General features: G+C 66.3%; 20 protein-coding genes. 11 read left to right on the forward strand and 9 right to left on the reverse strand.

What is annotated here, in order from left to right; all coding sequences use genetic code 11:
- Nucleotides 1–2: 2 nt before the first annotated feature.
- Nucleotides 3–479 (reverse strand): hypothetical protein, encoded by a 477-nt coding sequence (locus tag SALA_RS10400; RefSeq protein ID WP_011542330.1) that lies wholly within the window; start codon nt 477–479, stop codon nt 3–5.
- A gap of 49 nt (nt 480–528) precedes the next feature.
- The gene (locus SALA_RS10405; protein ID WP_041384041.1) at nt 529–2,130 is read right to left on the reverse strand and encodes a phosphoenolpyruvate carboxykinase; all 1,602 of its coding nucleotides are present in this window, start codon (nt 2,128–2,130) and stop codon (nt 529–531) included.
- 245 nt (nt 2,131–2,375) lie between these two features.
- On the opposite strand from SALA_RS10405, the gene SALA_RS10410 reads away from it, so the two are divergent.
- From SALA_RS10410 to SALA_RS10445, 8 genes are all read left to right on the forward strand, one after another.
- Nucleotides 2,376–3,086 (forward strand): response regulator transcription factor, encoded by a 711-nt coding sequence (locus SALA_RS10410; protein ID WP_011542332.1) that lies wholly within the window; start codon nt 2,376–2,378, stop codon nt 3,084–3,086.
- A complete protein-coding gene (locus tag SALA_RS10415; protein ID WP_084764727.1) occupies nt 3,052–4,683 on the forward strand; it encodes a sensor histidine kinase in 1,632 nt (543 codons plus the stop codon). Before SALA_RS10410 ends, SALA_RS10415 begins: the two co-directional genes overlap by 35 nt.
- A gap of 52 nt (nt 4,684–4,735) precedes the next feature.
- The gene (locus tag SALA_RS10420; protein WP_011542334.1) at nt 4,736–5,182 is read left to right on the forward strand and encodes an HPr kinase/phosphorylase; all 447 of its coding nucleotides are present in this window, start codon (nt 4,736–4,738) and stop codon (nt 5,180–5,182) included.
- The gene (rapZ, locus tag SALA_RS10425) at nt 5,179–6,129 is read left to right on the forward strand and encodes an RNase adapter RapZ (protein ID WP_011542335.1); all 951 of its coding nucleotides are present in this window, start codon (nt 5,179–5,181) and stop codon (nt 6,127–6,129) included. The genes SALA_RS10420 and rapZ overlap by 4 nt, the downstream gene beginning before the upstream one ends.
- Before the next feature lie 14 nt (nt 6,130–6,143).
- Nucleotides 6,144–6,572 (forward strand): PTS sugar transporter subunit IIA, encoded by a 429-nt coding sequence (locus SALA_RS10430; RefSeq protein ID WP_011542336.1) that lies wholly within the window; start codon nt 6,144–6,146, stop codon nt 6,570–6,572.
- Nucleotides 6,569–6,847 carry an HPr family phosphocarrier protein gene (locus tag SALA_RS10435; RefSeq protein ID WP_011542337.1) on the forward strand — a complete coding sequence of 93 codons (279 nt, stop codon included), beginning with the start codon at nt 6,569–6,571 and terminating at the stop codon, nt 6,845–6,847. The genes SALA_RS10430 and SALA_RS10435 overlap by 4 nt, the downstream gene beginning before the upstream one ends.
- A gap of 6 nt (nt 6,848–6,853) precedes the next feature.
- Nucleotides 6,854–7,666, forward strand: a complete 813-nt coding sequence (locus SALA_RS10440) for a TrmH family RNA methyltransferase (RefSeq protein ID WP_011542338.1) — start codon at nt 6,854–6,856, stop codon at nt 7,664–7,666.
- A 161-nt stretch (nt 7,667–7,827) separates the two neighbouring features.
- On the forward strand, nt 7,828–8,532 hold the full coding sequence (locus SALA_RS10445) for an META domain-containing protein (protein WP_011542339.1): 705 nt from the start codon (nt 7,828–7,830) through the stop codon (nt 8,530–8,532).
- Between the two features lie 153 nt (nt 8,533–8,685).
- Here the strand turns inward: SALA_RS10445 and rmuC are convergent, their stop codons facing one another.
- The 3 genes from rmuC to SALA_RS10460 form a co-directional block, all read right to left on the reverse strand.
- Nucleotides 8,686–10,041 carry a DNA recombination protein RmuC gene (gene rmuC / locus SALA_RS10450; RefSeq protein WP_011542340.1) on the reverse strand — a complete coding sequence of 452 codons (1,356 nt, stop codon included), beginning with the start codon at nt 10,039–10,041 and terminating at the stop codon, nt 8,686–8,688.
- A 225-nt stretch (nt 10,042–10,266) separates the two neighbouring features.
- Nucleotides 10,267–10,743, reverse strand: a complete 477-nt coding sequence (locus SALA_RS10455; protein WP_011542341.1) for a hypothetical protein — start codon at nt 10,741–10,743, stop codon at nt 10,267–10,269.
- Nucleotides 10,744–10,869: 126 nt separating this feature from the next.
- Complete coding sequence (locus SALA_RS10460) at nt 10,870–11,403, reverse strand: copper chaperone PCu(A)C (RefSeq protein WP_011542342.1); 534 nt, start codon at nt 11,401–11,403, stop codon at nt 10,870–10,872.
- A gap of 153 nt (nt 11,404–11,556) precedes the next feature.
- Between SALA_RS10460 and dnaK the strand changes: the two genes are divergently transcribed.
- Nucleotides 11,557–13,461, forward strand: coding sequence for a molecular chaperone DnaK (gene dnaK, locus SALA_RS10465; protein ID WP_011542343.1), 1,905 nt, complete (start codon nt 11,557–11,559; stop codon nt 13,459–13,461).
- Nucleotides 13,462–13,579: 118 nt separating this feature from the next.
- Entirely contained in the window at nt 13,580–14,710 is a 1,131-nt protein-coding gene (dnaJ, locus tag SALA_RS10470) for a molecular chaperone DnaJ (RefSeq protein ID WP_011542344.1), read from the forward strand.
- A 195-nt stretch (nt 14,711–14,905) separates the two neighbouring features.
- On the opposite strand, the gene SALA_RS10475 is transcribed toward dnaJ, so the two are convergent.
- On the reverse strand, nt 14,906–15,775 hold the full coding sequence (locus SALA_RS10475; RefSeq protein WP_011542345.1) for a sigma-70 family RNA polymerase sigma factor: 870 nt from the start codon (nt 15,773–15,775) through the stop codon (nt 14,906–14,908).
- Nucleotides 15,775–16,230, reverse strand: coding sequence for a carboxymuconolactone decarboxylase family protein (locus tag SALA_RS10480; protein ID WP_011542346.1), 456 nt, complete (start codon nt 16,228–16,230; stop codon nt 15,775–15,777). The genes SALA_RS10475 and SALA_RS10480 overlap by 1 nt, the downstream gene beginning before the upstream one ends.
- Nucleotides 16,231–16,367: 137 nt before the next feature.
- Between SALA_RS10480 and SALA_RS10485 the strand changes: the two genes are divergently transcribed.
- Nucleotides 16,368–16,745, forward strand: coding sequence for a DoxX family protein (locus SALA_RS10485; protein ID WP_011542347.1), 378 nt, complete (start codon nt 16,368–16,370; stop codon nt 16,743–16,745).
- Between the two features lie 494 nt (nt 16,746–17,239).
- Here the strand turns inward: SALA_RS10485 and SALA_RS10490 are convergent, their stop codons facing one another.
- Nucleotides 17,240–18,247, reverse strand: a complete 1,008-nt coding sequence (locus tag SALA_RS10490) for a PhoH family protein (RefSeq protein WP_011542348.1) — start codon at nt 18,245–18,247, stop codon at nt 17,240–17,242.
- Nucleotides 18,248–18,382: 135 nt separating this feature from the next.
- Nucleotides 18,383–19,717, reverse strand: coding sequence for a tRNA (N6-isopentenyl adenosine(37)-C2)-methylthiotransferase MiaB (gene miaB, locus SALA_RS10495; RefSeq protein WP_011542349.1), 1,335 nt, complete (start codon nt 19,715–19,717; stop codon nt 18,383–18,385).
- Nucleotide 19,718 lies beyond the last annotated feature (1 nt).

Consider the following 19,718-nt stretch of genomic DNA (forward strand, 5'->3'; position numbering starts at 1 on the left):
CGTCATTGCGAGCGCAGCGAAGCAATGACGATGCGGGGAAGCGGTGCGAGGTCGGGTTCGACAAACCCCCGCCGCGCCGCGACCGAGAATAATCGTTCGCGGCTGTAGAAACGCAGCGGCCAGTCGCGGCGGCCGACGTCCGACAGGAGCAGCGCATTGACGCGCGCCATCAGCGCCGTCTCGGCGGTTTCGGACAGGAACCGCCGCACCCCCGCGACATAGGCGCGGGTGATGCTGTCGTGATAGCCATTGTGGTCGTCGTTCACCCCGCCGACGCTTTCGTTGAAGCGGCGGATGAGCCCCGCGATTTCGGCGTCGATATCGATGTCGGGGCGCTCGGTGAGCAGCCACAGGCAGGCGGCGAGATGCGCCTCGTGCGTCCACGCCGCGCGCGGCAGCGCGCAGGCGAGCAGCCCCTCGCCCAGTGCGCGGATGTCGGAATCGCGCTCGAACAGGCGCGGTGAAAAATCGGTGGTCATTGGTCCGGTCCTTCCGGGTGATCTGCCACTCGGAAGTTGTCCGGGCAAGTTACGCCGCGACGGCGACCTGGGGAGCGGCCTGACGGACGCCCTCGTCGACATGGCTTTCAAATTGCGCGAAATTGGCGATGAATTGCTGCACCAGCGTTTGCGCGGTGCGGTCATAGGCCGCCTTGTCGGTCCAGGCTTCGCGGGGGTCGAGCAGGCGGGCATCGACGCCGGGCACCGCGACGGGCACCATGAAGCCGAAATAGCGATCGCGGCGGAACTCGGCGTCGTTCAGGCTGCCGTCGAGCGCCGCATTGAGCAGCGCGCGCGTCGCCTTGATCGGCATCCGCTTGATGCCCTCCATCGTCGCCATGCCGCCGGTCCAGCCGGTGTTGACCAGCCAGCACTGGACCCCGCCCCTGGCGATGCGCTCTTTCAGCAGATTGCCGTACACCGACGGGTGGCGCGGCATGAAGGGCGCGCCGAAACAGGTCGAGAAGGTCGCCTCCGGCTCGGTCACGCCGATTTCGGTCCCCGCGACGCGCGCGGTATAGCCCGACAGGAAATGATACATCGCCTGATCGGGGGTGAGCTTCGCGATCGGGGGCAGCACGCCATAGGCATCGGCGGTGAGCATGATGATGTTCTGCGGCACCGGACCCATATTGTTTTCCGATGTATTCGGAATGAAATCAATCGGATAGCTGCCACGGCTGTTCTCGGCGAGGGTCGCATCGTCGAAATCGAGTTCGCGCGTCACCGGGTCCATCACGACATTTTCGAGCACGGTGCCGAAACGCCTGGTCGTCGCGAAAATCTCCGGCTCGGCCTCGGGCGAGAGGCGGATCATCTTGGCATAGCAGCCGCCCTCGAAATTGAAGACCGCGGTGTCCGACCAGCCGTGCTCGTCGTCGCCGATCAAGGTGCGCGAGGCGTCGGCCGACAGCGTCGTCTTGCCGGTGCCGCTGAGGCCGAAAAAGACCGCGGTGTCGCCCCTGGGCCCGATATTCGCCGAACAATGCATCGGCATCACCCCCTTTACCGGGAGCAGATAGTTCAGGATGCCGAACACCGACTTTTTCATCTCGCCCGCATATTGCGTGCCGCCGATCAGGATCAGCTTTTCGGTGAAATTGACCGCGATCACCGTTTCGCTGCGCGTGCCGTGCTTCGCCGGGTCGGCGCGGAAGCTTGGCAGATCGACGATTGTATATTCGGCCGCAAAGCCCGCCAGCTCCTCGGCCGTCGGGCGGCAGAGCAGGGTGCGGATGAAATGGCTGTGCCAGGCGAATTCGGTGATGACCTGCACCGCGACGCGGTGCTCCGGCTGCGATCCGCCGAACAGCTGTTGGCGGTAAAGGCGCGGACGCGCCGCCATGTGCGCGAGGAAATCGGCCTTGAGCGCCGCGAAATGATCGGGCGTCATCGGCACATTGGTCTTGCCCCACCAGATCGTGTCGCGCGTTTCGTCGTCCTGGACGATGAATTTGTCTTTCGCGCTGCGCCCGGTGTGCTTGCCGGTCGCGACGACGAGCGGGCCGTCCTTGGCGAGCCGGCCTTCGCCGTGGCGCACCGCTTCCTCGACCAGCGGCGCGGTACCCCAGTTTTCGGCCACCTCCGCCTGCGTTTCGATGGTGTCGCCGCCGATCACAACCTTGGTCATTTCACTCGCCTTTCCATGGCCCGCGGCGCCTTTGCATAGGTATGCAGGACATGCCGTGCGGAAATGATGGGCCCGCACGAACATGGGGTGCCGACGAAACGCCGATTCCGAAATCCCGGCCGCGTTAGCGAGGATGCGCGCCGAGGTCAAAAGATTAAAGGGTGAATCGGCGACGGACCGTGCGCGGTTGTCCCTCGGCGACGGATCGGCTAATTCGCGGGTCGACGCCCGCCAACGGAAAGAGCATGACGGCAACCATCGCGCTGGTCGACGACGACCGCAACATCCTGCAATCGCTGTCGATCGCGCTTCAGGCCGAAGGATTCGTCACGCGCGTCTATTCAGACGGCGAGGCGGCGCTGAAGCCGCTGATCGACAATCCGCCCGACCTTGCTGTGTTCGACATCAAGATGCCGCGGATGGACGGGCTCGAACTGCTCCGCCGCCTGCGCGAAAAAAGCCAGCTTCCCGTCATCTTCCTGACCAGCAAGGACGACGAGATCGACGAGGCGCTGGGCCTTGCGATGGGCGCCGACGATTATATCGCCAAGCCTTTCTCGCAGCGCCTCGTCATCGCGCGCATCCGCGCGATCCTGCGCCGCGTCGAATTGAACCGTGCGCCGCCGAGCGAGGACGACGAACCCGTCGCCGAACCGATCACGCGCGGGCGGCTGACCATGGACCCGGCGCGCCACAAGGTCAGCTGGGACGGCAAGGAGGTGACGCTGACCGTCACCGAGTTCCTGATCCTCGAAACGCTCGCCAGCCGTCCCGGCATCGTGCGCAGCCGCAACCAGTTGATGGACGCCGCCTATCAGGACGATGTCTATATCGACGACCGCACGATCGACAGCCACATCAAGCGGCTGCGCCGCAAGTTTCGCGAGGTCGATCCCGGCTTCGACGCGATCGCCACCCTTTATGGCGCCGGATACCGCTTTGCCGATGAGGGCTGATCCCCTGCCCCCCGACGCGAGCGCCGCCGAACAGGAGGAATCGCCGCTCGTCTGGTCGGCGCGCTGGTCGCTGACGACGCGCATCCTGGCGGTGAACATCCTCGCCGTCGCGCTGCTCGCGGGGGGATTCTATTATCTCGACACCTATCGCACGCGGCTCGTCGATACGCGCATCGCGGTGATGGAGGACCAGCTTGCGATGCTCGATACCGCGCTCGAAGCGGCGCGCCCCGAGGAGCGCGACCGGCTGATCGGCGAATTTGCCGAAGCGACCGAGTCGCGCCTGCGCTTCTATGCCGCCGACGGTCGCCTGATTTCGGACAGTTTCCAAACCGGCGCGCCGACCTATACGCTGCGCGACCCCGATCTGCAGGCGTGGCAGCGCGATGTGGCGCGTGCGATGGACCGCGGCATCGACTGGATCGTCGGCGCGCCGACCTATCCCGACTTTCGCGAACCGGCGGTCGATGTCGCGGCGGCCTGGCCCGAAGTGATCGAGGCGCAGCGCAGCGGGCAGCCGGCGAGCCGCTTTCGCTATGCCCCCGAACGCACGCCGCTCTTGAGCGCGGCGCGGGTCGTCGAACTCGATACGCCGCAGACGGTGCTGATGACGCTCAACGCGCGCGACATCACGCGCACGGTGCGCGCCGAACGCTTCCGCCTCGCGGTCGTCGTCGCGATGGTGCTGATCACCTCGATCCTGTTGTCACTGTTCCTCGCCCGCACGATCGTGCGCCCGCTGCGGCGGCTCGCGCGCGCCGCGGTGCGCGTCCGCCTCGGTCGCGCGCGCGAGGTCGTCGTCCCGCGCCTGCCGAGTCGCCGCGACGAGATCGGCACGCTCGCCCGCGCCTTGAGCGACATGACGCAAGCGCTTCGTGAACGCATCGACGCGGGCGAGCATTTCGCCGCCGACGTGACGCACGAGCTCAAGAATCCGATCGCCTCGGTGCGTTCGGCGATCGAGGGGCTGGGGCGCGTGCAGTCCGACGAACAGCGCGCGCAATTGCTCGCCATCGCCGACGAGGATGTGCGGCGGCTCGACCGGCTGGTGAGCGACATCAGCGAGGCGAGCCGCGTCGACGCGCAATTGTCGCGCACCCTGTTCGAGCCGATCGACGTGGGCATGATGATCGAATCGATGCTCGCATCGCGCAAGGCGCGCATCGACCCCGACGCGCCGCACCCGCGCCTCGCCTTCGCGCGCCCGCGCAAGGGCACCACCATCGTGATGGGCGACGGCCACCGCCTCGAACGCGCCATCGACAATGTCATCGACAACGCCATCAGCTTCTCCCCCCCCTCCGGCCTCGTGTGCATCGCCGCGACGCGGCTGGGCGACGAGGTGCATGTCCGCGTCGACGACGACGGCCCCGGCATCGACCCCGCGCAGCGCGAGGCGATTTTCCGGCGCTTTCACAGCGAGCGGCCCGCGGGCGAAGCCTTTGGCCGCCACAGCGGCCTCGGCCTCGCCATCGCGCGCACGATCGTCGAGGGGCATGGCGGCACGATCAGCGCCAGGGACCGCGACGACGGCAGGCCGGGCGCCAGCCTGCTCATCACCCTGCCCGCGAGCGAAAGCGGAACCGCCGCCGGCTGACTCCACGCCCTATCGCCTTGCAGCCCCGCGTCGCCGCCGGTAAGCCGTCGTCATGCTTCCGAGCCGGACCAGACCCGAAATCGTCAACATCCACGCGAGCTGCGTTGCCGCAGGCAATGGCGGGGTGCTGATCCTCGGCAATTCGGGGCAGGGCAAGTCCGACCTCGCGCTGCGCCTCATCGACCGCGGCGCCAGGCTCGTCGCCGACGATCGCTGCGACATCTGGTTCGACCGCGGCCGACTGTGGTGCCGGCCGCCCGAAAATCTTGCGGGCAAGCTGGAAGTGCGCGGCATCGGCATCGTCGAGCGCCCGTGGACGGCGCCGGTGCCGCTGGCGCTCGCGGTGCGGCTGACCGACCGTTACGACCGGATGCCCGCGGTGGGGCAGGTCGAAACGGTGGCGGGCCATCCGCTTCCCGCGCTGCTGCTGTCGGCGTTCGAGGTGTCGGCGCCGATCAAGATCATGCTCGCGCTCGAACGGCTGGCGCCCGCGGCATGAGCGGACAGGCGAGTCCGGGCGCCGAGTCGCGGCTGCTGCTCGTCACCGGCCTGTCGGGCGCGGGCAAGTCGACGGTGCTGAAGGTGCTCGAGGATCTGGGCTGGGAAGTAGTCGACAATTTGCCGCTCGCGCTGCTCGAAGCGCTGATCGACGCGCCGGTGAAGCGCGGCGAGGCGGAGCGTCCGCTCGCGGTCGGAATCGACAGCCGCAGCCGGGGGTTTCGCCCGGCGCTGCTCGTGCGGCGGATCAAGGAATTGCGCGAAGGCGGCGGTCGCGACATCCAGACGCTGTTCCTCGATTGCGCGGGCGCGGAGCTTGAACGGCGCTTTTCCGAAACGCGCCGCCGCCACCCGCTCGCCGAGGACCGCCCCGCCGCCGACGGGATCGCGCGCGAGCGCGAGATGATGGAGCCGCTGCGCCGCTGGGCCGAGCATGTCGTCGATACCACCAACTACAGCAGCAATGATTTGCAGCAGGAGGTGCGCCAGCGTTTCGGCGAGGCGGACGACGGCGAACCGGTGCTGAACATATTGAGCTTCGGCTTCGCGCGCGGGCTGCCGCGCAACGCCGATCTGGTGTTCGACATGCGCTATCTGCGCAACCCGCACTGGGACCCGGCGCTCAAGCCGGGCACGGGGCTCGATCCCGACGTCGCCGCCTATGTCATCGCCGACCCCGCCTATGAAGAAACGGTTTCGCAGATCGAGCGACTGATCCTGACGCTGCTGCCGCGCTACCGCGCCGAAGGCAAAAGCTATGTGACCATCGCGTTCGGCTGCACCGGCGGGCGTCACCGCTCGGTCCATGTCGCCGCACGTGTTGCGCAAACGCTACGCGGATCGGGATATGAGCCGACGCTGACCCACCGCAATCTTGACTCTGCCCCGCAAGATGGGCTTGAGGGCAAGCCCCCGTCCGCCGCCCGCGCATCGGGCGGCGCAAGATAAGGGTCGATCACTGCATGCCGAATGACAAGGCTCTGCCGCTCTTGGGAATGGTGCTCGTCACGCACGGCCGCCTCGCCGAGGAAATGGTGCGCGCGATGGAGCATGTCGTCGGCCCGCAGCGCGCCGTCGCCACCGTGTGCATCGGCCCCAACGACAATATGGAGATGCGGCGCCAGGAAATCGCCGACGCGATCCGCAGCGTCGACGAGGGACGCGGCGTCGTGATGCTGACCGACCTGTTCGGCGGCACCCCCTCGAACCTGGCGATCAGCCTGCTCGAAACCGGGCGGACCGAGGTGATCGCCGGGGTCAACCTGCCCATGCTGATCCGCCTCGAAAGCGCGCGCAAGTCGATGGAGCTGCGCGCCGCGGTGATCGCGGCCAAGGAAGCGGGGCAGAAATATATTTCGGTCGCGTCCGAAATGCTGGGAGTGGGACCGTGAACGAGGTGTCCGAGACCGTCGAAATCACCAACCAGCGCGGGCTGCACGCGCGCGCGAGCGCCAAATTCGTCACCTTCGTCAGCCGCCTGCCCGAAACGGTGACGGTCGAGGTCGAAAAGGGTGGGTCGCGCGTCAACGGCACCTCGATCATGGGGCTGATGATGCTCGGCGCGGCCAAGGGCGACACGATCACCATCCACACGCGCGGCGACGGCGCCGACGCCGCACTCCTGAAACTCGTCGGGCTGGTCAAGGACAGCTTTGGCGAGGACTAGGGCGCGATGACCGGTCGCCGCTCCCAAATCGAAAGCCTGTCGAACCCGCTGGTCAAGCGGATGCGCCTGCTGCGCGAGAAGCGCCATCGCCGCGCCGAAGGGCTGTTTCTGGCCGAAGGGCTGCGCATCGCGACCGAGGCGCGCGAGGCGGGCGTCTTTCCCGCGTGGCTGTTCCTGGGCCCCGACGGCGCGGCGCATCCGCTGGCGCAGGCGCTGGTCGCGGACACGATGGCCGCGGGCGGCGAGGTGATCGACACCACAGCCGCGATCCTCTCCAAATTGTCGGGCAAGGACAATCCGCAGACGATCGTCGGCATCTATGCCGAACCCGCCACGACACTCGCTGCCATCGACCGCAACGCCGCGCCGATCTGGCTCGTCGCCGAACGCCTCCGCGATCCCGGCAATCTCGGCACGATGCTGCGCACCGGCGACGCGGTCGGCGCGGGCGGGCTGATTCTCCTGGGCGACAGCACCGACCCCTATGGCGTCGAGGCGGTGCGCGCGAGCATGGGGGCGATCTTTACGCAAAGGCTGGTGCAGGCGCGCTGGGACGCGTTCCTGCCCTGGCTGCGCAGCGGACAGGGCGAGCTGGTCGCGACCTGGCTCGGCGACGACAGCGTCGATTATCAGGCGGTGCGCTATGCCGCGCCAACCTTTATCCTCGTCGGCAATGAATCGCAAGGGCTGCCCGCCGATTATGCCGCGGCGGCCGACGTGCGCGTCAAGATGCCGATGCTGGGCAAGGCCGACAGCCTGAACGCCGCCGTCGCGGCGGCGGTGATGGCCTATGAGGTGCTGAACCAGCGGCGGCGCTGAACGACGAGCGGCATTTTGGTTCAGCCGCCCGCCAGCATCATGCTATTATCTCATCCTCTCTTCCCGTTCGCATCGAGCGAAGTCGAGATGGCGCTCGACCATGCGCCACGCCGATGGGTGTCTCGACTTCGCTCGACACGAGCGGAGTAAAGGAGCTTGTGATGATCCGCTTGTTGCCCCTGCTCGCGCTCCCCGCGCTCGCCGCCTGCGTCCCCGCCACCGATAATCCGCAAGGCCCCGGCGAGGCTCCCGCAGCCTATATGGCGCTGGGCACCGAACCCGGCTGGACGCTGGAGATCACGCCCGCGCGGCTGAACTATGCCGGCGACTATGGCGAGACGATGATCGCGGTGCCCAATCCGGGCGCGCAGACCACCACGACGGGCAAACGCTACACCGCCGACCGGCTGACGGTCGAGGTGCGGCCGGGGCCGTGCAGCGACGGGATGAGCGACCGCCGCTATGCCGACACCGTGACGGTCACCGCCGACGGCAAGCGGGTGACGGGATGCGGCGGAGACATATTGCCGCCCGATGCGCTCGCGGGAACGAGCTGGACCTTCGTATCGATCGCCGGCGCGCCCGTCGCCCCCGACCGCCCCACCTCGCTGGCGTTCACGGACGACCGGCTGAGCGGCAGCGCGGGGTGCAACCGCTTTTCGGGCAGCTACAGGGTGGCCGACGACATGCTCTCCGCGGGGCCGCTGATGGCGACGAAAATGGCGTGCCCCGGCGCGGGCATGGCGCAGGAAAGCGCCTTCTTCGCGCTGATGCGCGGGCCGGTGCGCCTGAGCTTTCCGACCGACGGGACGCTGGAGATCAGCGGCGAAGGCGGGCAGACCGCGGTGCTGAAACGGGTGATATGATCCCTGCCCGGATAGACCAGAATAGCGTCATCCCGGCGAAGGCCGGGATCTCACCGTCTCAGCCTCGCGCACCGGCGAGACCCCGGCCTTCGCCGGGGTGACGATCAATGAAAAGGGTTTCTGCCTGTTCCCGCGAGGCGGGGGCGACGCGATTCATTCGCCCGCGTCGTTCACCGCGCTCGGCGCCGCGGCGAGCTTCGCCAGCGGGCGCGCCGCCTGTTCGGCAACCGGCAGCGTCGGAATCTCCCGCCCGCCGGTTTCGATGTCGAGCGCCTCGAAACGCTTGGCCTGCGTCAAAACCTGCGATTCGAAACTGCCGACAAAGGCATTGTAAGCGCCCGTCGCCTGATCGAGATTTTTGCCGACGCGCGCGATGTGCGAGCCCATCACCGACATGCGCGCATAAAGTTCCTTGCCGAGCATCGCGATTTCGCGCGCCTGGTTGGCGAGCTTTTCCTGCCGCCATACCGCCGCGACGGTGCGCGCGATCGCGATGAGGTTGGTCGGCGTCGCGAGCAGCACCTTGCGCTCGAACGCATAGTCCCAAAGCTCGTGGTCATGGTCGAGCGCGGCGGCGAGGAAATGTTCGCCGGGGACGAACATCACGACGAAATCGGGGGTGTCGTCGAACTGGTTCCAATAGGCCTTGGCGCCCAGCGCGTTGACATGCGCCTTCATCGCCGCGGCATGCGCGGCAAGGTGCGCCGCCTTTTCGCCCTCGTCGACCGCGCCGAAGGCGTCCTGATAGGCGTTGAGCGAAACCTTGGCGTCGATGACGAGGCTCTGTCCGCCGGGAACCTTCACCACAACGTCGGGACGCAGCCGCCCGCCGTCGCCATCGGCAACGCTGACCTCGGTCTGGAAATCGGCATGTTCGCTGAGCCCGCAGCTTTCGAGCACGTTGCGCAGTTGCTGTTCGCCCCAGCGCCCGCGCGCCTTCGGCGCATTGCGGAGCGCGTTGACGAGCTTGGCCGCCTCGCTCGACACGCGCTCGCTCTGCGCGCGCATCGATTCGATCTGCCCCTGCAACATGCCGAACGCGCTTTGCCGTTCGGTTTCGACCTTCTTCACAGCGGTTTCATATTTCTCCAGCCGTTCGTGGACGGGCTGAAGCAGCGCCTTCAGATGCTGGCCCGCGCTTTCCTCGCTCTGTCGGAACCGGGCCTCGGCGCGTTCCAGAAACTCCTTCTGCGCCTCGCCGAGCATCGCCTGCCCGACCTCGCGAAACTGCGCAGTCAGCGCCGCCTGCGCGTCCTGAAGCTGCCTCACCTGCGCCGCGTGCGCGGCCTCGCGCGCCTCTTGCTCGGCGCGCAGCGCCGCGAGCCGGATGTCCGCCGCCTGGCGCGCCTCGGTCTCGGCGGCGAGGTCGGTGACGGCGCTCCTGAACCGCTCGGCCAGCCCGTCGCGTTCAGCCATCAGCGCCCCCGACTGGCGAGCGGCGAACAACCAGCCGATCAACGCGCCGATGGCAAGGGCCGCAAGGGCGATGATGAGCGACATTCCATCCATGCGCGGAACATAGGACGAACGCCGGGGGCTTGGCTAGGGGCTAATTCGGGGCGTGGAACGACCGTCTGCCTTGGGGTGGTGAGCGTACCGTCTCCTTTTTCCGTTCGTGTCGAGCGAAGTCGAGACACCCATCGACGCTACGCCTAGCCCGATGGGCATCTCGACTTCGCTCGATGCGAACGGATTGGGGAGGCAGCAACGGCTAGTTTCGGCCGAATCGAAACATCACGCCGCCCGCCACGAATCGGGCAAAATCGCCCTATACGCCTCGACCCCCGGCGCGCCGCCGACGACCACGCCCTGCGTCAGCAGCCAATAGTGGCGCACGATCTCGGCCTGCTGTTCGAGGCCATAGCGTTCGAGCGGCCAGCCGGGTTTCAGACTGTAGCGATAGGTCGCGAAGGGATGGCGCATCAGCACCAGATACCAGCGGCCGCGCGTCTGCGCCTGCCACACATGCGTCATTTCGTGGATGAACAGCCCTTGCAGCCGCTGCGGCGCGGCGCCGAAATCGTCGCAATAAAGGTCGCCGTGCGGGTTGAAATGCAGGTGGCCCATCGGCGCCATGACGATGTGGCGCGGCTGGAAAAAGGCCCATTTATGGTGGTTCACGCGCACGCGGTCATAGGCGATCGCGTCGCCGAACACGCTGCGGGCCAGCGCGATTTCGCCGCTGGTCAGGGGGCGCGAGTGGCGCGACATCAAATCCCCGTCATTGCGAGCGAAGCGAAGCAATCTCCAGCCGTCGGCCATGATCGACGACCGCACACTGGAGATTGCTTCGTCGCTTCGCTCCTCGCAATGACAGCATCGGGATGCAGCATGATCCTACTTCGCGGCTGCGTCCGCCCCGCCCTTGTCCATCGGTCCGTGCCCCATCGCATCATGGTCCATCGCCGCTTCGCCGCCCGCGCCGCCTTCGGCGGGCTTGATCACCATGTCGAAGAGGATGCGTTCATTATTGTTGTTGGTGAAGACGAACGCCATCGGCAGCTTGCCCGCGCGCACCGCGGCGCCGTTGATGCCCCAGATCATCAGATGCTTGCCGCCCTGTTTGAAGACGAGTTCGCCGTTGGCGGGCACGGCCGCGCGTTCGAGCGGCTTCATCACCATCATGCCGTTTTCGCGCACACTTTCGTGCATCTCGACGCGCTGCGCGAGGTCGGCGGTCACCGCCACCAGTTCGACGTCGCGCGGGCCGCCCTCGACGCGGAAATAGCCGACCGCGGGGCGGTCGGGCGTCGCACCCATCACGACATGGCCGCTGACGACGTTGAGTTGTTGCCCCGCGCCCAGATTTTCGCCGCAGCCGGTCAGGCTGAGCGAAGCGGCGGCAAGAGCGGCAAGAGCCAGGGGTTTCATTTCGGGAGGACTCCGTAAAAGCGCAACATTTTCCTCCCCCCGATAAGCCTTCAAAGCCCTTGTGCCAAGGATTAGCGCACCTATATCGCGCCCATGAACCCATGGATGGCGTGCCTTTTCAGGGCGCCGACTAAGCAACAAGGACGAGTATAAATGGCCAAAGTGATCGGGATCGACCTCGGCACCACCAACAGCTGCGTCGCAGTGATGGAAGGCGGCAAGCCCAAGGTTATCGAAAATGTCGAAGGCACGCGCACGACGCCCTCGATCGTCGCCTTTGCCAAGGACGGCGAGCGGCTGATCGGCCAGCCCGCAAAGCGCCAGGCGGTGACCAACCCCGAAAATACCATCTTCGCGGTGAAGCGCCTGATCGGCCGCCGCTTCGACGATCCGATGACCAAGAAGGACATGGAGCTTGTCCCCTATTCGATCGTCAAGGGCCCGAACGGCGACGCCTGGGTCAAGGCAGGCGGCGAGGATTATTCGCCGTCGCAGATCAGCGCCTTCATCCTTCAGAAAATGAAGGAAACCGCCGAAGCCTATCTGGGCGAAAAGGTCGAGCAGGCGGTGATCACCGTCCCCGCTTACTTCAACGACGCGCAGCGCCAGGCGACCAAGGACGCGGGCAAGATCGCGGGCCTCGAAGTGCTGCGCATCATCAACGAGCCGACCGCGGCGGCGCTCGCCTATGGCCTCGACAAGAGCGAGAACAAGACGATCGCCGTCTATGACCTCGGCGGCGGCACCTTCGACATCTCGATCCTCGAGGTCGGCGACGGCGTGTTCGAGGTGAAGTCGACCAACGGCGACACCTTCCTCGGCGGCGAAGACTTCGACTCGAAGCTCGTCGAGTTTCTGGCCGACACGTTCAAGAAGGACGAAGGCATCGACCTTCGCAACGACAAGCTGGCGCTCCAGCGCCTGAAGGAAGCTGCCGAAAAGGCGAAGATCGAGCTGTCGTCGGCCGCGACAACCGAAGTCAACCTGCCCTTCATCACCGCCGACGCCAACGGGCCGAAGCATCTGGTCAAGACGATCACCCGCGCCGACCTCGAAAAGCTGGTCGAGGATCTGGTCAAGCGCACGCTTGAGCCGTGCAGGAAGGCGATCAAGGACGCCGGCGTCAGCGCCAAGGATATTGACGAGGTCGTGCTGGTCGGCGGCATGACGCGCATGCCGCGCGTACGCGAGGTCGTGAAGGATTTCTTTGGCAAGGAACCGCACACCGGCGTCAACCCCGACGAAGTCGTCGCTATCGGCGCCGCGATCCAGGCGGGCGTGCTGCAGGGCGACGTCAAGGACGTGCTGCTGCTCGACGTCACTCCGCTCTCGCTGGGTATCGAGACGCTGGGCGGCATCATGACCAAGATGATCGACCGCAACACGACGATCCCGACGAAGAAGAGCCAGGTCTATTCGACCGCCGACGACAACCAGTCGGCGGTGACGATCCGCGTGTTCCAGGGCGAGCGCGAAATGGCGGCGGACAACAAGCTGCTCGGTCAGTTCGACCTCGTCGGCATCCCGCCCGCCCCGCGCGGCGTGCCGCAGATCGAGGTGACGTTCGACATCGACGCCAACGGCATCGTGTCGGTCCATGCCAAGGACAAGGGCACCGGCAAGGAACAGCAGATCAAGATCCAGGCCTCCGGCGGCCTGTCCGACGCCGATATCGAACAGATGGTCAAGGACGCCGAACAGTTCGCCGAAGAGGACAAGAAGCGCCGCGAGGCGGCCGAGGCGAAGAACAACGCCGAGAGCCTCGTGCATACGACCGAACGCCAGCTCGCCGAACATGGCGACAAGGTGGATAGTGCGCTGAAGTCCGAGATCGAGGCCGCGATCGCCGAAACCAAGACCGCGATCGAGGGCGGCGATGCCGCCGCGATGACCGAAAAGGCGGGCGCGCTGGCGCAGGTCGCGATGAAGCTTGGCCAGGCGATCTATGAAAAGGAACAGCAGGCCGCGGCATCGCCCGCCGCCGACGCTGGCGAGGCGAAGGCCGACGAGGATGTCGTCGATGCCGAGTTCTCCGAAGTCGAAGACGACAAGAAATAAGGATGATCTTCACCCGTCATGCCAGCGCAGGCTGGCATCGCTCTCGGCAAGGCACCGCCGGACCGGCAGCGACCCCAGCTTTCGCTGGGGTGACGGGTTGAAGCAGGGGCTTTGACGCATGTCGCTCGACCTCGATTATTACGAACTGCTCGAATGCGATCGCAGCGCCGACGAAGCGGCGCTGAAAGCGAGCTACCGCAAGCTGGCGATGAAATATCACCCCGACAGGAATCCGGGGTGCAAGGACAGCGAAGCGCGCTTCAAGGCGATCAACGAGGCCTATGACTGCCTTCGCGATCCACAGAGACGCGCCGCCTATGACCGCTTCGGCAAGGCCGGCGTCAATGGCGGCGCGGGCGGTTTCGGCGGCGGGCATGGCAGCGATTTCGGCGACATCGGCGACATTTTCGAATCGATCTTCGGCTCCGCGTTCGGCGGCGCGCGCCAGCAGCGCGGCCCGGCGCGCGGCGCCGACCTGCGCTATGACATGGAGATCCGGCTCGAGGACGCCTTCACCGGCGTGACGCGCGAGATCGAGGTCGATGTCGCCGCGCGCTGCGACGCCTGCGACGGATCGGGTGCGAAGCCCGGCACCCGCACGCACCGCTGTTCGACCTGCGGCGGCCACGGCAAGGTGCGCGCGCAGCAGGGATTTTTCATGGTCGAACGCACCTGTCCCGCCTGTCAGGGCGCGGGCGAAGTCATCGCCGATCCATGCAATAGCTGCCATGGCGAAGGCCGCGTCGACCGGCGCAAGCGGCTCACCGTCACGATCCCGCCGGGGGTCGACGAAGGCACACGCATCCGCCTGTCGGGCGAGGGCGAAAGCGGCGCGCGCGGCGCGGCGCCGGGCGACCTTTACATCTTCCTCCACATGGCGCGGCACAAATTGTTCGAGCGCGAAGGCACGACGCTGTTCACCCGCGCGCCGATCAGTTTCACCACCGCGGCGCTCGGCGGCTGCATCACCATTCCCGGCCTCGACGGCCGCAAGCACGAAATCGCCATCCCCGCGGGCATCCAGTCGGGCAAGCAGCTCCGCCAGCGCGGCGCGGGGATGCCCGTGCTCAACGGCCGCGGCCACGGCGACCTGGTCATCCAGATCGACGTCGAAACCCCCACGCGGCTGACCGCGAAGCAGAAGGAATTGCTGCAGGCGTTCCGCGACACCGAAACCGGCGAGGAATGCCCCGCAAGCCAGGGCTTTTTCGGGCGCATCAAGGATATGTGGGAAGATCTGACGGATTAGGGTCAGATGCGCGCGCAGATGCGTTTGACGGCGGCGAGGTCGTTTTCGGGGCCCTTGTCGTATCGGGTGGCGATGCGTCGGACGTCTTTGGGACGGCAGAACAGGTCTTGACCCGCCAGCGGTCCTCGTAGCGGCGTTCGTCATCCTGGATCGGGCATTTGCGCCTGGCCGCAATCAGTCGAAGCCCGCCATGACTCAATGCACATGCCGCAGCTTGTCCGGGTTGCGCATGACATAAATGCCGGTGATCTTGCCGTCCTCGATCGCCAGCGCGGTGGTCTGAAGCTCGCCGTCGGCCTCGCGCGTCACGAAGCCCGGCAGGCCGTTGATGATGCCGGTGTGAACCAGCGTCGAGCCATATTTGCGCAGCAGAACCGCGATGCTGCGCTGAACCGTCAACACCAGTTTCCTTCCGAGGATCGGGACCGCGGCCGCCGGGCGCTTGCCGCCGCCATCGGCCCACATGCCGACATCGGCGGCCAGCAGGGCGCCGAGCGTCTCCATATCGCCGCTGCGCGATGCCTCGAAAAAGGCGCGCGCGATTTCCAGCCCCCGCGCTTTTTCGAGCTTGTAGCGGGGGCGCGCGTCGCGGACGTGGGAGCGCGCCCGCGCGGCAAGCTGGCGCGCCGCGGCGGGATCGCGGTCGATCGTGGCCGCGACCTCGTCGAAGCCGACGCCGAACACGTCGTGGAGCAGGAAAGCCGCGCGCTCCAGGGGGGAGAGCCGTTCGAGCGCGAGCATCAGCGGCAGCGTGACATCGTCGTCGGCCTCGTCCTCCTCGACCAGCGGGTCGGGGAGCCAGGGGCCGATATAGGTTTCGCGCTGTGCCCGCGCCGATTTGAGCTGGTCGAGGCAGAGCCGCGTCACGGTACGGCGGAGGAAGGCGGCGGGCTCGCGCACCGCACCGCGATCGGTGCCAAGCCAGCGGATGAAGGCATCCTGCACGACATCCTCGGCATCGGCGACCGAACCCAGCATTCGATAGGCAACGCGCGTGAGCATCGGGCGCAGCGGGTCGAAAAGACCCGCCGCGCCCGCCGCATCGCCGGAGCGCGTCGCCGCCATCAGGCCGCCCTGGCCGCCGGGGTTTCGAGCCACAGGTCGAACCCGACCGCGATCCGGTTCCAGCCGTTGATGATGTTGATCATCAGGGTCAGCTTCACCTGTTCCTCCGGGGTGAAATGCGCTTCGAGCGCCTCTTTCGCGGCCTTCTGTGTGTGGCCTTGCGACAGCGCGGTCAAGGCGTCGGTCCAGGCGAGCGCGGCGCGTTCGCGCGGCGTATAGACGGGTGCCTCGTGCCAGGCGGCGAGCAGATAGATGCGCTGTTCGGTTTCGCCCTTCGCGCGGGCTTCGGCCGTGTGCATGTTGATGCAATTGGCGCAGCCGTTGAGGATCGACGCCCGGATCTTGACCAGCTCGATCAGGCTCGGCTCAAGGCTGTCCTGCACCGCAAGGCTGACGCCTATCCACTGTTTCATCAGCTGCGGGGCGGCGGCGAAGGGGTCGGTTACGTGGGTCATGTCCTATCTCCTTCAAGAGGGGTTGTGCAGACATGACGAGGCAGGGGCGGCGCGTGTGACATGACGCGCCGAAAAAGTTTCGCACGCACCCGAAAATGGGTTAGCTTCGCCGCCTCATCAGCATGAGGGGGCGTGTCATGAAGTTTCTCGATGGCTATGGCGAACAGGCGTTTGCGTTGCTGCGGATCGTGTCGGGGCTGTTGTTCCTCGCGCATGGTGTGCAGAAGTTCTTCAACTTTCCGGTCGCCTTTCCCTATCCGCTCAACCCGATGCTCCATGCCGCGGGGACGATCGAGATCGTCGCCGGCGCGCTGATCGCCATCGGGCTGTTCACCCGTCCCGCGGCCTTCATTGCAAGCGGCATGTCGGCGGTCGGCTATTGGGTCGCGCATGGAAGTCAGGGACTCTATCCGATTGCCAATGGCGGCGAGACGATCGCGCTTTACTGTTTCATCTTCCTGTTCATCGCGACGCGCGGCGCGGGGATGTGGAGCGTCGAGGGGATGAAGAAATAACAGCGCAGTGCGGAGTTGATGGCGGTTTTCGACCGATTGCGGTCATAAAGCCCTCTCACCTCGGGAGAGGGTTGGGTGAGGGTGTCTGAGGTGGGTTCGTAATCGAGGGTGATCCCCTCACCCAACCTCGGCTAGGTTGCTACGCAACCAAGCCTGCGTATCCCTCTCCCGATGGGAGAGGGAACGTCCCCTCTCCACCCCATACCGGACACCGGCGCGGGAAAAAACGCTGTCCTACATGACCCGGCTGTGCCAGCCTTCGGCTCTGCTCTTTCGGTATGTGGACAAAAGCGATTGCTGCCCGGTCTGTGAGCGGAGACAGCAGCCCGGTGCGGCTGCACGACCGGAGCGGCAGATTGGCGGCCGCACAAGGCTGACTTTTACTGAACTTTGGAATGATTCCTCGGTCTCTGAGCCAATCGGATCGCGGACCCCGCCCGGCATGACCGAAAACGACTGGCAGGTCCCTACCCCAAAGCCGTCATCGTCGGCCCTTAGCTCCCCGGCCCCTCATAGGCTTCGACGATGCGCCCGACGATCGGGTGGCGGACGACGTCGGCGCTGGTGAAGCGGCTGACGTTGATGCCTTCCAGCCCTTCGAGCCGTGCGACCGCGTCGGCAAGGCCCGAGGTCGCGGGCACCGGCAGGTCGACCTGCTTGGGGTCGCCGCAGATCACCATGCGGCTGTTCATGCCGAAGCGGGTGAGGAACATCTTCATCTGCGGGATCGTCGTATTCTGCGCCTCGTCGAGGATGATGAAAGCATCGGCGAGCGTGCGCCCGCGCATGAAGGCGAGCGGCGCAATCTCGATCTCCCCGCTCGCGATCCGGCGCTCGACCTGCTCGGCGGGCAGGCAGTCGTGGAGCGCGTCGTAGAGCGGGCGCAGATAGGGATCGACCTTTTCCTTCATGTCGCCGGGCAGGAAGCCCAGCTTTTCGCCCGCCTCGACCGCGGGGCGCGACAGGATCAGGCGCTGGACGCTGCCGGTGATGAGCTGCGCCACCGCCTGCGCCACGGCGAGATAGGTCTTGCCGGTGCCTGCGGGGCCGAGCGCGAAAATCACATCGTCGCGCGCGAGCGCCTGCATATAGGGGACTTGCGACGGCGCGCGCGGGACGATCGTCTTTTTGCGCGTGCGGATCATCACCGGCGGGGCTTCGTCCTTGTCGTGACGGATGATGCCGTCGAGCGTCGGCTGCGCCGACATCGCGATCACGCCGTCAACCATGCCGGCGTCGACCTCCTGCCCCTTTTCGATGCGGTCATAGAGGTCGGTGAGCACGTCGCGCGCGCGGGCGGCGGCTTCGGCCTCGCCCTCGATCTGCACGCGGTTGCCGCGCGCGGAGATATAGACGCCGAGGCGGTTTTCGATCGCGACGAGATTGCGGTCGAACTCACCGAACAGGATACCCAGAAGCTGTGTCCTCTCAAACTCGGCCGTCAGTCGAACGCGATCGCCCGGTTCGGCGGGGGTGGCGGCGGTCAGCGGGCGTTTGGACACGTGGGCAAGGCTCCTTCGATCAATAGCAACCTGTGTACTCCCGCGAAGGCGGGAGTCCATCACCGATGGTTTGGAAACTCGACGGCCGGAAATGAATCCCCGCTTTCGCCGGGATACAGATAGCCCAAAGCCGCACTAGGCGATCGCCATCAGCGGCTCGGCGCCCAGGCTGTTCGGGCCGGCCGAGGTGATGCGCACGTCGATCATGTCGCCGATCGCCAGCCCCGGCGCGGTGACATGCACCGATTGCAGCCACGGCGACTTGCCGATCAGCTGGCCTTCGCGCTTGCCCTTGCGTTCGAGGAGCAGGCGGGTCGTGCGGCCGACGGTCGCTTCGTTGAACGCCTGCTGCTGCTCGTTGAGCAAAGCCTGCAACCGCTGGAGCCGCTCGTTCATCACCGCTTCGTCGATCTGATCGTCCATCGTCGCCGCCGGCGTGCCGGGGCGGCGCGAATATTTGAAGCTGTACGCCATCGCATAGCGAGTGGCGCGAACGATATCGAGCGTTGCCGCGAAATCGGCCTCGCTCTCGCCGGGAAAACCGACGATGAAGTCGCCCGAGATGGCGATGTCGGGGCGCGCTTCACGGACGCGCTCGATGACCTTCAGATAGGATTCGACACTATGGCTGCGGTTCATCGCGGCGAGGATGCGGTCGCTGCCCGCCTGCACCGGCAGGTGGAGGAAGGGCATCAGCTTGTCGACCTCGCCATGCGCGACGATCAGCCCGTCGGTCATGTCGTTGGGGTGGCTGGTGGTGTAGCGGATGCGTTCGAGCCCGTCCTCTTTCGCCAGTTCGCGGATCAGCCCGTCGAGCCCGATTGCCCGGCCCTTGGCATCCTCGCCGATCCAGGCGTTGACATTCTGCCCCAGCAGCGTGATCTCGCGCACCCCGCCCGCGACGAGCGCGCGCGCCTCGGCGATCAGGTCGGCGAAGGGTCGGCTGATTTCCGCCCCGCGCGTATAGGGCACGACGCAATAGGTGCAGAATTTGTCGCAGCCTTCCTGCACGGTCAGGAAGGCGGTCGGGCGCTGGTTTCCGCTACGCTTTGGCAGCGCGCCGAACTTGCTTTCCGCCGGCATGTCGAGGTCGATCGCCTTCTCACCCCGCTCGGCACGCGCGATCAGTTCGGGCAGACGGTGATAGGCCTGCGGTCCGACGACGACATCGACCGACGGCGCACGCCGCGCAATCTCCGCTCCCTCGGCCTGCGCGACGCAGCCCGCGACGGCAATCGTCGGCGTGCTGCCATCGTCACGCTTCAGTCGTCCGATGTCCGAATAGACTTTCTCGGCGGCTTTCTCGCGAATGTGACAGGTGTTCAGCACGACCAGATCGGCGTCGGCGCCGTCAGCGGCGGGCACATAGCCCTCAGCGCCCAGCATCTCGGCCATGCGCTCGCCGTCATAGACGTTCATCTGGCAGCCGAAGGATTTGACGTGAAAGGTTTTGGGGGAGTCGGATTTCATC

The sequence above is a fragment of the Sphingopyxis alaskensis RB2256 genome, assembly GCF_000013985.1.
Classification (GTDB): domain Bacteria; phylum Pseudomonadota; class Alphaproteobacteria; order Sphingomonadales; family Sphingomonadaceae; genus Sphingopyxis; species Sphingopyxis alaskensis.

What these genes read in the sequence shown, in the direction of transcription:
- SALA_RS10415 (WP_084764727.1), top strand. Translation starts at nt 3,052, where the DNA reads ATGGCGCCGGATACCGCTTTGCCGATGAGGGCTGATCCCCTGCCCCCC.
- SALA_RS10480 (WP_011542346.1), bottom strand. Translation starts at nt 16,230, where the DNA reads ATGACCCACGTAACCGACCCCTTCGCCGCCGCCCCGCAGCTGATGAAA.
- SALA_RS10460 (WP_011542342.1), bottom strand. Translation starts at nt 11,403, where the DNA reads ATGAAACCCCTGGCTCTTGCCGCTCTTGCCGCCGCTTCGCTCAGCCTG.
- SALA_RS10475 (WP_011542345.1), bottom strand. Translation starts at nt 15,775, where the DNA reads ATGGCGGCGACGCGCTCCGGCGATGCGGCGGGCGCGGCGGGTCTTTTC.
- dnaJ (WP_011542344.1), top strand. Translation starts at nt 13,580, where the DNA reads ATGTCGCTCGACCTCGATTATTACGAACTGCTCGAATGCGATCGCAGC.
- SALA_RS10400 (WP_011542330.1), bottom strand. Translation starts at nt 479, where the DNA reads ATGACCACCGATTTTTCACCGCGCCTGTTCGAGCGCGATTCCGACATC.
- SALA_RS10420 (WP_011542334.1), top strand. Translation starts at nt 4,736, where the DNA reads ATGCTTCCGAGCCGGACCAGACCCGAAATCGTCAACATCCACGCGAGC.
- SALA_RS10405 (WP_041384041.1), bottom strand. Translation starts at nt 2,130, where the DNA reads ATGACCAAGGTTGTGATCGGCGGCGACACCATCGAAACGCAGGCGGAG.
- rmuC (WP_011542340.1), bottom strand. Translation starts at nt 10,041, where the DNA reads ATGGATGGAATGTCGCTCATCATCGCCCTTGCGGCCCTTGCCATCGGC.
- SALA_RS10430 (WP_011542336.1), top strand. Translation starts at nt 6,144, where the DNA reads ATGCCGAATGACAAGGCTCTGCCGCTCTTGGGAATGGTGCTCGTCACG.
- SALA_RS10445 (WP_011542339.1), top strand. Translation starts at nt 7,828, where the DNA reads ATGATCCGCTTGTTGCCCCTGCTCGCGCTCCCCGCGCTCGCCGCCTGC.
- SALA_RS10410 (WP_011542332.1), top strand. Translation starts at nt 2,376, where the DNA reads ATGACGGCAACCATCGCGCTGGTCGACGACGACCGCAACATCCTGCAA.
- rapZ (WP_011542335.1), top strand. Translation starts at nt 5,179, where the DNA reads ATGAGCGGACAGGCGAGTCCGGGCGCCGAGTCGCGGCTGCTGCTCGTC.
- dnaK (WP_011542343.1), top strand. Translation starts at nt 11,557, where the DNA reads ATGGCCAAAGTGATCGGGATCGACCTCGGCACCACCAACAGCTGCGTC.
- SALA_RS10485 (WP_011542347.1), top strand. Translation starts at nt 16,368, where the DNA reads ATGAAGTTTCTCGATGGCTATGGCGAACAGGCGTTTGCGTTGCTGCGG.
- SALA_RS10455 (WP_011542341.1), bottom strand. Translation starts at nt 10,743, where the DNA reads ATGTCGCGCCACTCGCGCCCCCTGACCAGCGGCGAAATCGCGCTGGCC.
- miaB (WP_011542349.1), bottom strand. Translation starts at nt 19,717, where the DNA reads ATGAAATCCGACTCCCCCAAAACCTTTCACGTCAAATCCTTCGGCTGC.
- SALA_RS10440 (WP_011542338.1), top strand. Translation starts at nt 6,854, where the DNA reads ATGACCGGTCGCCGCTCCCAAATCGAAAGCCTGTCGAACCCGCTGGTC.